At 72.6% G+C, this 14,267-nt stretch carries 12 protein-coding genes; 1 reads left to right on the top strand and 11 read right to left on the bottom strand.

Features of this window, described 5'->3' with window-relative positions:
• Nucleotides 1-7 precede the first annotated feature (7 nt).
• The 10 genes from AB5J51_RS20310 to AB5J51_RS20265 all read right to left on the bottom strand — a co-directional run bounded on the left by AB5J51_RS20310 (nucleotide 8) and on the right by AB5J51_RS20265 (nucleotide 11,900).
• The gene (locus tag AB5J51_RS20310) at nucleotides 8-985 is read right to left on the bottom strand and encodes an NAD(P)H-quinone oxidoreductase (protein ID WP_053787051.1); all 978 of its coding nucleotides are present in this window, start codon (nucleotides 983-985) and stop codon (nucleotides 8-10) included.
• A gap of 35 nt (nucleotides 986-1,020) precedes the next feature.
• Nucleotides 1,021-2,121, bottom strand: coding sequence for a TrkA family potassium uptake protein (locus tag AB5J51_RS20305; protein ID WP_136226041.1), 1,101 nt, complete (start codon nucleotides 2,119-2,121; stop codon nucleotides 1,021-1,023).
• A complete protein-coding gene (locus AB5J51_RS20300; protein ID WP_078987387.1) occupies nucleotides 2,109-3,422 on the bottom strand; it encodes a molybdopterin molybdotransferase MoeA in 1,314 nt (437 codons plus the stop codon). The genes AB5J51_RS20305 and AB5J51_RS20300 overlap by 13 nt, the downstream gene beginning before the upstream one ends.
• On the bottom strand, nucleotides 3,419-4,282 hold the full coding sequence (locus AB5J51_RS20295; protein WP_369778238.1) for an NTP transferase domain-containing protein: 864 nt from the start codon (nucleotides 4,280-4,282) through the stop codon (nucleotides 3,419-3,421). Before AB5J51_RS20295 ends, AB5J51_RS20300 begins: the two co-directional genes overlap by 4 nt.
• 180 nt (nucleotides 4,283-4,462) lie before the next feature.
• A complete protein-coding gene (locus AB5J51_RS20290; protein WP_053787054.1) occupies nucleotides 4,463-4,996 on the bottom strand; it encodes a bacterial proteasome activator family protein in 534 nt (177 codons plus the stop codon).
• Nucleotides 4,997-5,089: 93 nt separating this feature from the next.
• Entirely contained in the window at nucleotides 5,090-7,912 is a 2,823-nt protein-coding gene (locus AB5J51_RS20285) for an FtsX-like permease family protein (RefSeq protein ID WP_369778237.1), read from the bottom strand.
• Nucleotides 7,909-8,679: an ABC transporter ATP-binding protein gene (locus tag AB5J51_RS20280; RefSeq protein WP_133897466.1), complete on the bottom strand. Its 771-nt coding sequence runs from the start codon at nucleotides 8,677-8,679 to the stop codon at nucleotides 7,909-7,911. Before AB5J51_RS20280 ends, AB5J51_RS20285 begins: the two co-directional genes overlap by 4 nt.
• Before the next feature lie 29 nt (nucleotides 8,680-8,708).
• On the bottom strand, nucleotides 8,709-9,356 hold the full coding sequence (locus AB5J51_RS20275; RefSeq protein WP_053787057.1) for a PadR family transcriptional regulator: 648 nt from the start codon (nucleotides 9,354-9,356) through the stop codon (nucleotides 8,709-8,711).
• A 119-nt stretch (nucleotides 9,357-9,475) separates the two neighbouring features.
• The gene (locus AB5J51_RS20270) at nucleotides 9,476-10,084 is read right to left on the bottom strand and encodes a hypothetical protein (protein WP_168724326.1); all 609 of its coding nucleotides are present in this window, start codon (nucleotides 10,082-10,084) and stop codon (nucleotides 9,476-9,478) included.
• A 127-nt stretch (nucleotides 10,085-10,211) separates the two neighbouring features.
• Complete coding sequence (locus tag AB5J51_RS20265) at nucleotides 10,212-11,900, bottom strand: protein kinase (RefSeq protein ID WP_369778236.1); 1,689 nt, start codon at nucleotides 11,898-11,900, stop codon at nucleotides 10,212-10,214.
• A 229-nt stretch (nucleotides 11,901-12,129) separates the two neighbouring features.
• Here AB5J51_RS20265 and AB5J51_RS20260 point away from each other — a divergent pair, with 229 nt between their 5' ends.
• Complete coding sequence (locus AB5J51_RS20260) at nucleotides 12,130-13,716, top strand: protein kinase (RefSeq protein WP_053787060.1); 1,587 nt, start codon at nucleotides 12,130-12,132, stop codon at nucleotides 13,714-13,716.
• 73 nt (nucleotides 13,717-13,789) lie between these two features.
• Here AB5J51_RS20260 and AB5J51_RS20255 read toward each other — a convergent pair whose 3' ends face one another.
• A complete protein-coding gene (locus AB5J51_RS20255; protein ID WP_136226036.1) occupies nucleotides 13,790-14,206 on the bottom strand; it encodes a pyridoxamine 5'-phosphate oxidase family protein in 417 nt (138 codons plus the stop codon).
• Between the last annotated feature and the right edge of the window lie 61 nt (nucleotides 14,207-14,267).

The following is a 14,267-nucleotide window of genomic DNA, read 5'->3' as shown; positions in this document are numbered from 1 at the left end:
GCAGCCGTCAGGTGGTGAGCAGGAGCTTGCCCACGTGCGTGCTCGATTCCATCGTGCGGTGGGCCTCGGTGGCGTCCGCCATCGAGTACGTCGCGTGCACCACCGGGCGGACCCGGCCCGCGGCCACCAGGGGCCACACGTGCTCCCGTACGGCGGCGACGATGGCCGCCTTCTCCGCCGGCGGGCGCGCCCGCAAGGAGGTGGCGGTGATCGCCGCCCGCTTCGCCAGCAGCGCGCCCAGGTTGAGCTCGGCCTTCACCCCGCCCTGGAGCCCGATCACCGCGAGCCGGCCGTTCACGGCCAGGGCGTCCAGGTTCCGCGCCAGATACTTCGCGCCCATGATGTCCAGGATGACGTCCGCGCCGGCGCCGCCCGTCGCGGCCCGCAGCTCCGCCACGAAGTCCTGCTCGCGGTAGTCGATCAGGATGTCCGCGCCGAGCTCCTTGCAGCGGGCCAGCTTCTCCGGGCCTCCGGCCGTCACCGCCACCGTCGCGCCGACCGCCTTCGCCAGCTGGATCGCCATCGTGCCGATGCCGCTGGAGCCGCCGTGCACCAGCACCGTCTCGCCGGGGCGCAGGTGCGCCACCATGAACACGTTCGACCACACGGTGCAGACCACCTCGGGCAGCGCCGCCGCCGTCACGAGGTCCACGCCCGCCGGGACCGGCAGCAGCTGGCCGGCCGGGACGGCGACCCGCTCCGCGTACCCGCCGCCGCCGAGCAGCGCGCACACCTCGTCGCCCACCGCCCAGCCGGACACCCCCGGTCCGAGGGCGGCGATACGCCCCGAGCACTCCAGGCCGGGGTAGCGGGAGGCGCCGGGCGGGGGGTCGTAGAACCCCTGGCGCTGGAGGATGTCGGCGCGGTTCACGGCGCTCGCCGCGACGTCGACGAGGACCTCGCCCTCGCCGGCCACCGGATCGGGTACCTCGGCCCAGACGAGGGCCTCGGGGCCGCCGGGCTGTTCGATGGTGATCGCATGCATGGCCCGGAGGGTACGCCACCCCGGCGGCACGTCGGCTAGTCGGCGGGTCCCCTCGTCATCGGCGACGAGGCGAGCGGCGCCGCGCGCACGATGGTGATGAGACGGTCCGTCAGCTGGAGCGGGCTCGCGTGCGGGTCGTCGTACGCGAGCAGCCGGTGGCCGCGCAGCACGCTCACCACCAGGTCCTCCGTCTCCCGTACGCCCTTGCCCACCTCGGCCTTCCTGACGGGGCGTTCGATCAGGTCCAGCCCGCTGCCCTGCTGGATCAGGTCCTCCATCACCGTGCCCGCACTCGGGCTCAGCACCGAGAGCCCCAGCAGCCGGCCGGCCGCGCTCGCGCTCGTGATGACCGCGTCCGCACCCGACTGGCGCAGCAGCGGCGCGTTCTCCTCCTCGCGGACCGCCGCGACGATCTTCGCGCCGCGGTTCATCTGCCGAGCCGTCAGCGTGACCAGGACGGCGGTGTCGTCCCGCTGCGTGGCGATGACGATCTGACGGGCCTTCTGCAGCTCGGCGCGCAGCAGCACATCGGAGCGGGTTGCGTCGCCGACGACCCCGGTGAACCCCTCCGCGTTGGCCGTGTCGATCACCTTGGCGCTGGGGTCCACGATGACGACCTGCTCCTTGCGCAGGCCGGTGGCCAGCAGCGTCTGCAGCGCAGAGCGCCCCTTGGTGCCGAAGCCGACGACGACCGTGTGCTCACGCAAGTTCTTCCTCCAGCGGCTCAGTCGCCACTCTTCGCGGGTCTTCTCGGTCAGGACCTCCAGGGTGGTGCCGACCAGGATGATCAGGAAGAGCACGCGCAAGGGCGTGATCAGCAGGATGTTGGTCAGCCGCGCGCTGTCGCTGTACGGGACGATGTCGCCGTAGCCGGTCGTCGACAGGGTCACCGTGGCGTAGTAGACGCAGTCGAGGAAGTCGACCTGCTCGTTGGCGTTGTCGTGGTACCCGTCGCGGTCGAGCCACACGATCAGGACCGTCAGGAACAGCACGAACAGGGCCATCAACAGGCGTTTGCCGACCTGTCGGAGCGGCTTCTCCACGACGCGCTTGGGCAGTTTGATGCGCCGCGAGACGAGCTTCTCGTCGGCGCCACGGGCCATCGCGTCCTGGCCGTGGAGTTTCACGTGAAACATCCTCCCGAGACCCACGGCAGATCCAGGATCTCGAGGTCCTGCCCGTCGTGCGCCCCGTGCGGCGGTACGACGGCCAGCCCGTCGGCGGCGGCCACGCCGCGCAGCATGGCGGGGCCGTTGTAGCGCAGCGGCACGGCGTGCTCGTCGGTCAGCAGGACGGGCACGAGCCGGGTGTCGTACGGGTGGCCGGGTACGTCGCCCTGCACCGGGACCGTGTACCGGGGGCGCTGGCGGCGGCCGGCCAAGGCGCGCAGCAGCGGTTCGGCGAGGGTCAGCAGTCCGGATACGGCGGCGAGCGGGTTGCCGGGCAGGCCGACCAGGTGGCGCACCGCGTCCTGGCCGGAGGCCCTGTCGCCGAGCCTGGCCAGCAGCATGGGGTGCCCGGGGCGTACGGCGACCCCGTCGACCAGCAGTTCGGCGCCGGCCTCCTGCAGGACGGGGTGGACGTGGTCGACGGGGCCGGAGGCGGTCCCGCCGGTGGTGAGGACCAGGTCGGCGTCGGAGCAGGTGATGGCGTCCAGCAGGGCCTTGGCGCCCTCGGGGTCGTCGCCGAGCCGGCGGGTGGCGGTGACCTCGGCGCCGAGCCGGGTGAGCCAGGGGCCGAGCATGGGGCTGAGGGCGTCCCGGATCAGGCCGTCGTGCGGGCGGCCCTCGGTGAGCAGCTCGTCCCCGAGCACCAGGATCTCGACGCGGGGCCGGGGCCGGGTGGCGAGTTCGTCGTACCCGGCGGCCGCGGCGAGGCCCAGGACGGCCGGGGTGACCAGGGAGCCGGCGGGCAGCAGCAGATCGCCGGAGCGGCACTCCTGGCCCCGGGGGCGGATGTCCTGGCCGGTGAGGACGGTCCGGTCGGCGTGCAGCTGGGTGCCGGACTCGCGCGAGTGCTCGCTGCGGATCACGGCGGTGGTGTCGGCGGGGATCCGGGCGCCGGTGGCGATCCGTACCGCCTCGCCGTCGGCCAGCGGCTCGGGGCGGTCGGAGCCGGCCAGCACCCCGCCGCCGGGGCGGACGGTCCAGGGGCCCGGCCCGGCGACGGCCCAGCCGTCCATGGCGGAGGTGTCGAAGGACGGCAGATCGGTGAGGGCCTCCAGGGACTGGGCCAGCACCTCCCCGAGCGCGTCGGCGAGGGGGACCCGGTGGGTGCGGGGCCGGACGGCGGAGCCGGCGCGGGCGGCGGCCTCCCGGGCCTGCGGCCAGGCGGCGGCGCGGTGGGTGCCGGCTGCGCCGGGCCGGGGATCGCGGCTGACCAGGGCCAGGGCCTCGTCGAGGGCCTGGAGGGTGTGGTCGGCGTCGGTGGGGGTCATCCTGAGCCGTTCTGTTCGGCCTCGGCCTCGGCTTCGGCGGCCCAGCGCAAGGCCAGGTCGGCTGCCTTGCGGGAGGCCTCGGCGACGGCGGTGGCGGGGTCGGTGCCGGTGGCTTCGGCCTGGGCGGCCGCGTAGCCGACCAGGAAGGTGGTCAGGGGGGCGGCGGGCCGGGCGACACCGTGCGCGGCGTCGCGGGCGAGGTCGAGCAGGGTCTTGGTGTCGACGGCGAGGTCGATGCCCAGCTCGGTCTTGACGGCGTTGATCCATTGGTCCAGCACGCTTCCATGCTCCCTGATCCTGGCGCGGGCGGCTGCGAGATCGTCCCAGGTGTCGCAGTCGAAGGAGGCGAGTGGCGCAGTGTCCGTCACCTTGGCCAGGTCCAGCTCGGCGGTGAGGGCGCGCAGGGGGAGCCCGGAGAGGCCGCCGTGCTCGGTAGCCAGGAGGGCGATCTCGCGGCGCAGGGGTTCGGCGCGGTAGGCCGCGACGAGCGGCTGGTCGCGGCCGGTGGGGTCGCGCAGAAGGGCGCCCTCGCCTCCGGCGGAATCCAGGAGCGCGCGGACCGTGGCCCGGTCGAGGAACGGGAGGTCGGCGGAGAGTACGAGGACCAGCTCGGCGGTGGTCTGGCGCAGACCGGCGTCGAGGGCGGCGACGGGGCCGGCCCCGGGCGGGTCCTCCCGGGTCCAGCGGACCGGGCGGGAGGTGGGGCGGCGGCCGCCGACGACCACGGTGGTGCCGGCGTCCGTGCAGGCGTCCAGGACGCGGTCGAGGAGGGCGCGTCCGCCTACGTGGAGGGCGGGTTTGTCCGCGCCGCCGAGTCGTCTTGCGGCGCCGCCGGCCAGGACGATCGCGTCGTAGGTCATACCCATGAGTATGCGCGGGCCATGTCCCCTGTGGGGAGCTGCACTTCCCCGGGGGGCACTGCGCCCGGACCCCGCGCCTCGCACGCCGGCGGGGCCGGATGGTGCGGCGGGGCCGGGAACGACAGGGGCGGGGCCGGAAACGACAGTGGCGGGGCTCGCAAGCCCCGCCACCACCGTCGTCTACAGGTACGGGCCCGAGCGGATGGCGCCGTGGGCGTCTTCGTCGTCCGTCGGGGCGCCCGGGGGGAGGGCGCGGCGCATCTGTTCCAGCTGGGCCCGCGCCGCCATCTGCTGCGCGAACAGGGCCGTCTGGATGCCGTGGAACAGGCCTTCCAGCCAGCCCACCAACTGGGCCTGCGCGATGCGCAGTTCCGCCTCGGAGGGGATCGCCTCCTCCGTGAACGGGAGCGACAGGCGCTCCAGTTCCTCCACGAGCTCGGGAGCCAGACCGTCCTCCAGCTCCTTCACGGACGCTGCATGGATGTCCTTGAGACGGACCCGGCTGGCCTCGTCCAGAGGTGCGGCGCGGACCTCTTCCAGAAGTTGCTTGATCATGCTGCCGATCCGCATGACCTTGGCGGGCTGTTCGACCATCTCCGTCACCGGGACCTCGCGCGACTCGTCATCGGCGCCGCCGACCGGCATCCCGTCCTGTCCCACGATCAGGCCGTGCGGGGGGCTGTCCTGCGACCGTTCACTCCTCGGCATCTCCATGCCGTCATTCTCTCGTACACCGTCTTACTCACACGGTGTGCCCCCGTACGGGCGTGATCCACCCTGTACGGGGGCGTGAACGCACAGTGACCGTCAGCCCGCCGCGCGCCGGGCCATGGCGCCGCTGGACTTGGTGACCAGGGCGGCCAGCAGGGCCGCGCCGAGCGGGACCACGACGAGCAGCCCGCCGAGGGTCTCCCACGGCACCGCGATCGGCACGAACAGCTTGTCGTTCGCGTCGCCGGCCATCTCCATGAGGTGTTCCGTCTCCCGCCGCTGGACGAGCCGCAGGCCGACCGCCGGCAGGATGCCCGCCGCCGAGCCCAGGACCACGCCCATCAGGGCCACCACCCCGCACTGGAAACCGCTGAGCGTGCGCCGCACGCGTGGCGGTGCGCCGACCGCCGCCAGGGTCTTCAGATCGGCCTCGGCATCGGCCTGTGCGAGTCCGGTGGCGATGCCGGCCGCGCCGATGGTGACCAGGCCCGCGAAGACGGTGAGGGCCAGCATCGTGATGTCGGCATCGGCCTGGTAGCCGGCCTCGATGGTGACGGGGGCCTCCACGCCGATCTGGTCGATCCGCGCGGCCACCCGCTGCTTCTGCCGGCTGGTGGCGGTGCCGTCCAGGGTGAAGTACGAGGCGAACGGCAGGGTGGTCAGCCCGGCGCTCTTGGCCGCGGCGGGCGGCAGGACGAGCTCCAGGCCGTACCCCTCGGCGGTGTCGGGCGCCTGGTGGACGGCGAAGACCTTGTCCTCCCCCTTCGGATCGACCCCCGGCTCGAAGACGTCGTTGTTGTTGTCGATCAGCCGGACGGTGACCTTGCCGTCCTTGACGTTGCGCTTGTCGAAGGAGACGGCCCTGCCCTCCTTCAGGGCGGAGACCGCGCCCGGATCGGTGACCGCGAGCGCCGTCAGCAGCTTCTCGTCGGCGACGACCACGACGAACTGCGCGGAGTGGCGCTTGTACGTGCAGCGCGGGTCCTTGCGCAGCGCCTTCCTCTCCGCCGGGCCGAACGAGTCGGGCCCGTCCTTGGCCTCGTAGAGCGGGCAGCGCTGCTCCTTGGGCCGCATGATCTCGGCCCGTCCGCAGCTTTCGCGGCCGGTGAACTTCTCGCAGCCGGGCTTGCCGTACGCGATGTAGTCCACGTCCGCCCGTACGGCCAGCGGGAGTTCCTGCGTCACCGCCTCGCGGACGGCGCCCATGTCCTTGCTGCGGCCGTGCTCGCGGACGGCCACGATCCCCGAGTTGTCCGGGAGTTCGGCGACGTACTCGTGGCGGGCCTGCAGCTCCATGCTGTGCTGGTACGTGGCCACCGCGACGGTGCCGGCGACGGCGGCCAGGACGGCGGCCACGGCAGGCGCCGTACGGCCCCGGTTGCGGACGGCGTCGCGCAGCGCGAGCCGCGGCGACAGCGGAAGCCAGCGCCCGAGCCGCCCGAACAGGCCGACCAGCACCGGGGTGAGGGCGACGATGCCGAGCTCGGCGATGGCGCTGCCGCCCGCGACGACGGTGGCGCCCATCCGGGAGGCGGTGCCGTACAGGGCGATCGCGGCGCCGGTGCCGAGGGCGATCAGGCCGAGGACGGGCAGCACCCGGTTGGCCCGGCGGACCCCGCGACGGCCGGTCAGCGAGGCCAGCACGGTCTGCCGGGAGGCGGTGACGGCCGGGGCGATCGCGGCCAGCAGGCCGGTCACGACGGCGAGCAGGGCGATGCCGAGGATCTCCAGCGGGCGCAGCGTGAACCCGCCGAAGCGGGCGCCGAGGTACTCCTCCAGCACCGGCCGCAGCCCCAGGGTGAGGGCGATGCCGAGGACCGTGCCGCAGACCGCGGCCGCGGCTCCGATGACGAGACCGCCGGAGAGCACGATGGCCCGGATGTGGCGCCGGTCGCCGCCGTTGGCGCCGACCAGGCCCAGCTGGCGGCGCGAGCGACGGGCGCCGACCGCGAAGGCGGGTCCGGCCAGCAGGCAGATCTCCAGCATCGCGAGGCCGACGACGGTGGCCAGGACGGCCAGTTCGGTGACCGGGAGCTCGCCGTCCGGGTGGTAGTAGCCCAGCTCCTTCTGCTGGGCGATGTACGGCACCTCGGACTCGGCCGGCGGGTCGAGGTGCACGGCGCGGGAGACGACCTGCACGCTCTTCGTGTTGAGCGCCTTGACCATGTTCCACGTGAAACCATCGCCGCCGACCTTGACCAGGTAGCTGTCGGTGGCGACCACCCCGGGGACCCCGGCGGCCTGGAAGGCCTTGTCGAGCGGGGTCAGCAGGGTGCCGGGCGGGGCGAGGATCTCGGTCTTCCCGAGCTCGGACGGGAGCTCGTAGGCGCCCACGATCCGGAACCACGTCTCCGAGCCGCGTGCGCGGAACTCGGAGCCCACGAAGAAGCCGGACTCCTTCAGGAAGGCGGTCGTGGCGACGACCTCGCCCGCTTCCTGCGGCAGCCGCCCGCGGTTCATCTCGATCATGCCCTTGACCAGCGGGCTTGCCGCGTCGATCTCCCGCAGATCGGTCTCCAGCAGGCCGTACCGGGTGCGGATCTTGGTGTGCGCGGTGCTGTCCTTGAGGGACTGGGCACCTGCCGGGATCACCGAGGTCAGCAGGTTCGGATTCGACTCCGCGCCGGGGACGTACTTGTCGTAGCCGCCGACGGGCATGGAGTTCCTGCCCTCGACGTCCTGGTAGACGGGCCCGCTCAGGTTCGAATCGCTCAGCCGGGCGTCCGCCGCGCCGATCTGACGGGACACCTTCTGCTCGGGCGAGAGCTCGGCGCTGCGCACGGTGAGATCGGCGGCGCTCACGCCGACGATCGGCAGGGCGATCATCGCGAGGACGAGGGCGCTGCGGCCCTTCGCGCGCCAGGCGTCGCGGCGGGCGATCCGGATGGCCGCGATCCAGGCGTGGTACGAGGACTTCACCGGCCGGCCGCCTGCCCCGAGAGCAGCGAGTCGGCCTGGCTGCGCAGGGTCTCGTCGACCACGCTGCCGTCGCGCAGGAAGACCACGCGGTCCGCCCAGGCGGCGAACCGCGGTTCGTGGGTGACGAGGATTCCGGCGGCGCCCGCATCGCAGCGCGAACGCAGCAGGGCGAGGACTGATTCGCCGGTCTCGGAGTCGAGGGCGCCGGTGGGCTCGTCCGCGAGGACCAGGCGGCGGTCGCCGACGAGGGCGCGGGCGATGGCCACGCGCTGCTGCTGGCCGCCGGACATCTCGTCGGGGAAGCGGTCGGCGAGCTGCCCGAGGCCCATCTCCTCCAGGGCGGCCAGGGCCGAGACGCGGGCCTTGCGGGCGGAGGTCCCGTCGAGTTCACGCGGCAGGGCCACGTTCTCGGCGGCGGTGAGGGCCGGGATCAGGTTGTAGTCCTGGAAGACGTACCCGATGCTGCGGCGGCGCAGTGCGGCCAGCTGCTTGCGGCTCGCGGTGGTGATGTCGGTTCCCTCGACGATCACATGGCCGCTGGTGGGCGTGTCGAGGCCGCCGGCCAGGGTGAGCAGCGTGGACTTGCCGGAGCCGGAGGGGCCCATGACGGCGACGAGTTCGCCGGGGTAGACGGCCAGGTCGATGCCGCGCAGGGCGTGCACCTCGGTGGCGCCGCTGCCGTGCGTGCGGGTGAGCTTGTCCAGCTGCAGCACGGGCTGGGCGGACCGTGCGGGCTGTATGTGGGGCGCGGACTGCTGGTCAGGCATGGGAGGTCCCCCCTGGGACGGTGGTGGCGTCAGCTCCGCGGCGTGCGGGAGGCGCGGGGCTGGGGTGCGGTGACGGCGATGCCGTCGGTTTCGGCGGCCTGCGGCGGGTCGGGCTCGGCTCTCCGGTCGGCCGGCAGGGAGAGCCGTACGAGCCGTGATTCCGAGTGGTCGAGCCAGCGGGCTTCGGCCTCGGTCTGGAAGATCAGCTGTTCCAGGACCAGCAGCCAGGCCACGTCGTCGCGTTCGCGGGACTTCCCGGTCTCGATCGCGGCGAGCGCCTGCGCCTTGAGCCGGGTGTAGTCCTGCATCGCCTTGATCGTGGCGTGCCGCTGGGCCTGGATGACGGCGCGGATGTCCACGCCGGGGGCGCCCACGGCCATGGCGAGCTTGATGGACAGCTCGTCGCGGGGCGGGTTGGTGCGGTCGACGGGACGCTCGTACCACTGGTGCAGTTCGGCGCGTCCGGAGTCGGTGATGGCGTAGAGGGTGTGCCCGGCGGAGTCCTCGCCGCCGGGTGCGACGAGGCCGTCGCGTTCCAGCCGGGCGAGCGTGGTGTACACCTGCCCGACGTTGAGTGGCCAGGTGGAGCCGGTGCGGGATTCGAACTCGGTACGCAGCTGAGAGCCGTACCGAGGACCCCTTTCCAGCAGGGCGAGAAGGCCGTGGCGGATCGACATACTCAGTATGTATACCGAGTATGCCGATCGCCGCAACCGTCCTGAGGAGTAGGCCGGAAGGGGGAGGAGGGGCCTCGCGTCCCACGGAGAGGGGACCTGGCGGCCCACCCCGGCCGGGGTCAGAGGCCCTTGCGCAGCCGCATCCCGAGGTAGCCCAGACCCAGCCCCATCAGGGCGAATCCGGTGCCGAGCGGCAGTATGTGCGCGGCCAGATCGGCGGCGCGCTCGTTCGGCCCGGTGCCGAGCGCGGTGACTGCGGACGGCGGGCTCGGCGGGCTGGGCGGAACCGGCGGAACCGGCGGAACCGGCTTCTGTCCGGCCGGCCGGTGGTGCGGGCGCACCGGGAGGGGGCGGGCGGCCAGCACGGTGTCCGGGTTCGCGGGTTCGGCCGCCGGACGCCCGGGGTGCTCCCGCCCGACCCCGGCGGCGCTGCCGGCGAGCTCCTCGTACGCCTCGTGGGGTACGTCGGCCACCGGGTCGGTGCCGGCGGTGTCGGAGCTGTCGCCGGTGTCTGCGGTGTCGTCGGGATCGGCCTTCGGTGCCCTGCGGGAGGCCGATCCCGAGGTGTGCGGGGCGGCCGGCGCGAGCGGGCGTACGGCCGCGGTGAGGCCGGCGGGGGACGAGGCGGCGGCGGACGAGGCGGACGCGGTGGGGGCGGCGGGGGACAGCGCGGCGGCGGCCACTGCGGCCCCGGCCAGCCAGCGCTGTGTGCGGAGGCGTTGAGTCACGGGGAGCCCCTCCCGTCCCGAGCGCCGAGATGTTGTGCTCAGGTTGACACGGTGGGGCAAAACGGGCATCCCGGGCGCCCCGTCAGGGTCGCCCGGGATGCCGTCCCGTTACCCCGTATTGCCCCGGCTACTCCGGATTGCCGGTCGACACGGTCAGCGTGTACTCCGTGCCTTCCTTGTCGATCTTTTCGCCGGGCCGCGGGGTCTGGTCGAGCACGGTGTCCTTGCCGTACACGGCCTCGTCCTTCTCGACGATCTTGTACTTGCCGCCGGAGGCCTGGATGCACTCCTTGACCGAGAGCAGGTTCTTGTAGCGCAGGTCGGGCGCCGTGTACTTGGTGGCGTCGCTGTAGTGCTTGCTCGGCTCCTTGCACTTGGACGACTCGATCGTGCGCGAGACGTCCGGTCCCTTGAAGCCGGTCTTGGCCGAGGCGGACGTGGAGGCACTGGGCGAGGCGGCATTGTCGCTGCCCTTGTCCTTGTCCCCGTCGCCGTTCATCGAGATCGCCGCGATCAGACCGCCGACGGCCAGCAGAGCCACCGCGATCGCGCCGACGATCACCGGCATGTTCCGCTTGTCGCCGCTCCCGGAGCCCCCGCCGGCCGGGGCCGCGTTGGCCGCCGGCGAGATGGTGAACGGGGGCGGGGTCGGCGGCGCGTACTGCTGCTGCTGGTGCGAGACCGGCTGCTGCTGGGGCGGGTACGCGTACCCGCCCTGCCCGTGCGGCTGCGCCACCGGCGGCGGGGTCTGCGGTGCGTACGGGGACGGCGTCGGGGTCGGCGCGTACGGCTGCTGCACCGACTGGGCCGGCGCCTGGAACCCGGAGTCCACCGGCGGGAACACGGCCGAGCCCACGCCCGCCCCGCTGGTGCCCGGGTGCGCGCCCGGGACGATGACCGGGGCACCGGTCTGGCCCGCCGACAGCACCCGCGCGACCTCGTCGCGCATGGCGGCGGCCGTGGGGAAGCGCTCGTTCGGGTTCTTCTTCAGGGCGCGCGCCACCAGCGCGTCCATCGCCGGGGTGACCGAGCGGTTGATGGAGGACGGGGCGACCGGCTCCTCCTGCACGTGCGCGTAGGCGATGGCCAGCGGCGAGTCCGCGTCGAACGGGATCCGTCCCGTCAGCAGCTGGAAGAGCATGATGCCGACCGAGTACAGGTCGGAGCGGGCGTCCACACCGCGTCCCAGCGCCTGCTCGGGCGAGAGGTACTGCGGGGTGCCGACGACCATGCCGGTCTGCGTCATCGAGGTGACCCCCGACTGCATGGCCCGGGCGATGCCGAAGTCCATGACCTTGACGATGCCGCGCTTGGTCATCATCACGTTGCCGGGCTTGATGTCGCGGTGGACCAGGCCCATCTCGTGGCTGACCTCCAGCGCGGCCAGTACGTCGGCCGTCACCTTCAGCGCCTTGTCCGCAGGCATCGCCCCGTACTGGCGGATGTCCGTCTCGAGCACCGAGCCGAGCGGCTGGCCCTCCACGTACTCCATCACGATGTACGGCATCACCGCGGCGTCGCCGGCCCCGCGGTTGCTGAACGTCACTTCGCCTTCGCCCGTATCGAAGACCGAGACGATGTTCGTGTGCGACAGTTTCGCAACAGCCTGTGCCTCACGGCGGAAGCGCTCGCGGAACGACTGCTCGCGGCCGAGATCGCTGTGCAGGGTCTTGATGGCGACCTGCCGGTCGAGCGCCGAGTCGTACGCCAAGTACACGGACGCCATGCCGCCCGCACCCAGCAAGTCCCTTAGCTGGTAACGGCCACCGGCCAGAGAGCCGCCCGCGTACTGGCCCTGAGTGCCGTCCTGGCTCATGACTGTTGCTTCCCCTCGGGATGTGTCCCTACGCCTCTGGCTGAGCGCATGTCGGGCCCAGTCTGCCGGAGGGCAAGCACACGTCAAGCCGGGTGCCCGTTCCGTGACCACGGGGCCACGGCGCGCCATTGTCCGAACGGCGACCTGTTGCGAGGCTGTAGCGTTCATCGGAGCACCCGAAAAGGACCTACCGCTGAGCGGCGGCCGAGAGAGACGACGGCGAGGACTGATGGCACCCGAACCCGAGGGAAACGGCGCCGGGATGGCCGAGGGTCCTGAGCATTGGGGCGCCGGCGGCCTGGTCGGCGACGGCCGGTACCGGCTCACCCACCGCCTGGGCCGTGGCGGCATGGCGGAGGTGTTCGCCGCCGAGGACGTCCGGCTCGGCCGGACCGTCGCCGTGAAGCTGCTGCGCGCCGACCTCGCCGAGGACCCGGTCTCCAAGGCCCGCTTCACGCGTGAGGCGCAGTCGGTCGCCGGGCTCAACCACCACGCCGTCGTCGCCGTGTACGACTCCGGCGAGGACAAGGTCGGCCCGAACACCGTCCCGTACATCGTCATGGAGCTGGTCGAGGGCCGCACCATCCGCGACCTGCTGATCAGCGCCGAGGCCCCGGGCCCCGAGCAGGCGCTGATCATCGTCTCGGGCGTGCTCGAGGCGCTCGCGTACTCGCACCAGCACGGCATCGTGCACCGCGACATCAAGCCCGCCAACGTCATCATCACGGATGCCGGCGCGGTGAAGGTGATGGACTTCGGCATCGCCCGAGCCCTGCACGGCGCCCAGTCGACGATGACGCAGACCGGCATGGTCATGGGCACCCCGCAGTACCTGTCGCCCGAGCAGGCGCTCGGCAAGGCGGTGGACCACCGCTCCGACCTGTACGCGACCGGCTGCCTGCTGTACGAACTGCTCGCGCTGCGGCCCCCGTTCACCGGCGAGACCCCGCTCTCGGTGGTCTACCAGCACGTGCAGGACGCGCCGGTCCCGCCCTCGCAGCTGCCGGAGGGCCACCACATCCCGCAGGAGCTCGACGGGCTCGTCATGCGCTCCCTCGCCAAGGACCCGGACGACCGGTTCCAGAGCGCCGAGGAGATGCGCGGGCTGGTCCAGTACGCGCTGCAGATGCTGCACGAGCAGGGTCCGAACACGGGCACCTGGAACACCGGCCCGGTCACCATGGCCCTGCCGCACGGACGCGGTGGCGCGGCGCAGACCACGGCGATGCCGCTGGGCCAGAACGGCGGCCAGCAGAACTACCCGGCACACGCCACGACCTCGGCGTTCCAGCAGCCGATGGTGCCGCCGCTGAACCCGGACGACGGCTCGGCCTTCCCCGGCGGGGGCGGGTACGACAACCACGGCCACGGCGGTGGGCAGGGCGGCCAGGGCGGCTACGACGGCTACGACGACCGCGGCAGCAGCCGGTGGAAGCTGTGGCTGTTCGCGGTGCTGGCGATCATCGCGATCGCGGGCGGCGTGGCGTACGCCGTCAACTCCGTGTCGGACAAGAACAAGGACGACAGCAGTCCGCCCGCCGTCCAGAGTTCCTCGAGCGGCCAGCAGACGCCCCCGTCCGCCTCGCAGAGCACGCCGTCGCACGACACGCAGCCCTCGCGCTCGTCGGAGGAGTCCTCGCCGCTGCCGAGCCGCAGCAGCAAGTTCACGCCGAGCACGAGCCCGTCCGCGTCGCCTTCGACCAGCCCGTCGACGTCGGCGTCGAGCAGTCCGTCGAAGTCGCCGTCGAAGTCGCCGCCGCCGTCGAAGAGCGTGAGTCCGCCGGTGGACCCGCCGAATCCGGTTGACGAGCTTTAGGCGCTACGGGTGAACGGGCCCGGTGGAATTCGATTCCGCCGGGCCCGTCCGCGTTGTTCGGTGAATGCGCAGCTCAGAGGACGTGCTGGAACTCCCGGTCCGGATTCCCGGCCAGCGAGTGCACGGTGACGAACTGGGGCTCGATGCGCATGTAGACGGGGTCGAAGACCGCGCCGTCCACGAAATGCGGGACCGGTCCGAACAACTCGAGTTCACGGGTGGTCGGCTCGACGATCCGGGCCGTTCCGGTGAACTGCACGGACCACAGCCGGGGGTCCGCGGAATTGAAGTTGTCGGCGCCGTAGGCCACCACGCTGCCGTTGCACGCCTGGTGGTGGCCGAAGCCGGCGTGCATTCTCAGGACGACCTCGCCGTCCACCACGACGTGGCGGGCGAGGGCGAGGAAGGGGAGCGCGCGCATGCTGGTGGCCACCCTGCCGTACGGCACCCGGCGCAGCAGTTCGATGGCGTGGAGTTCCTCCGGTGACATGCGTCCACTGTCCGGTACGGATGCTCCGCCGGAAAAGAGGAAGCGGCCCCGACGATCGGGG

Source organism: Streptomyces sp. R33, from assembly GCF_041200175.1.
Taxonomy (GTDB): domain Bacteria; phylum Actinomycetota; class Actinomycetes; order Streptomycetales; family Streptomycetaceae; genus Streptomyces; species Streptomyces katrae_B.
The sequence above is the reverse complement of the archived record's forward strand: the minus strand, read 5'-3'. Positions and strand labels throughout refer to the sequence as shown.

Bases quoted from the DNA above. Each gene is read 5' to 3' on its own strand.
- AB5J51_RS20255 (WP_136226036.1), bottom strand. From the start codon at position 14,206: ATGTCACCGGAGGAACTCCACGCCATCGAACTGCTGCGCCGGGTGCCG.
- AB5J51_RS20275 (WP_053787057.1), bottom strand. From the start codon at position 9,356: ATGTCGATCCGCCACGGCCTTCTCGCCCTGCTGGAAAGGGGTCCTCGG.
- AB5J51_RS20300 (WP_078987387.1), bottom strand. From the start codon at position 3,422: ATGACCCCCACCGACGCCGACCACACCCTCCAGGCCCTCGACGAGGCC.
- AB5J51_RS20295 (WP_369778238.1), bottom strand. From the start codon at position 4,282: ATGACCTACGACGCGATCGTCCTGGCCGGCGGCGCCGCAAGACGACTC.
- AB5J51_RS20305 (WP_136226041.1), bottom strand. From the start codon at position 2,121: ATGTTTCACGTGAAACTCCACGGCCAGGACGCGATGGCCCGTGGCGCC.
- AB5J51_RS20290 (WP_053787054.1), bottom strand. From the start codon at position 4,996: ATGGAGATGCCGAGGAGTGAACGGTCGCAGGACAGCCCCCCGCACGGC.
- AB5J51_RS20310 (WP_053787051.1), bottom strand. From the start codon at position 985: ATGCATGCGATCACCATCGAACAGCCCGGCGGCCCCGAGGCCCTCGTC.
- AB5J51_RS20265 (WP_369778236.1), bottom strand. From the start codon at position 11,900: ATGAGCCAGGACGGCACTCAGGGCCAGTACGCGGGCGGCTCTCTGGCC.
- AB5J51_RS20260 (WP_053787060.1), top strand. From the start codon at position 12,130: ATGGCACCCGAACCCGAGGGAAACGGCGCCGGGATGGCCGAGGGTCCT.
- AB5J51_RS20280 (WP_133897466.1), bottom strand. From the start codon at position 8,679: ATGCCTGACCAGCAGTCCGCGCCCCACATACAGCCCGCACGGTCCGCC.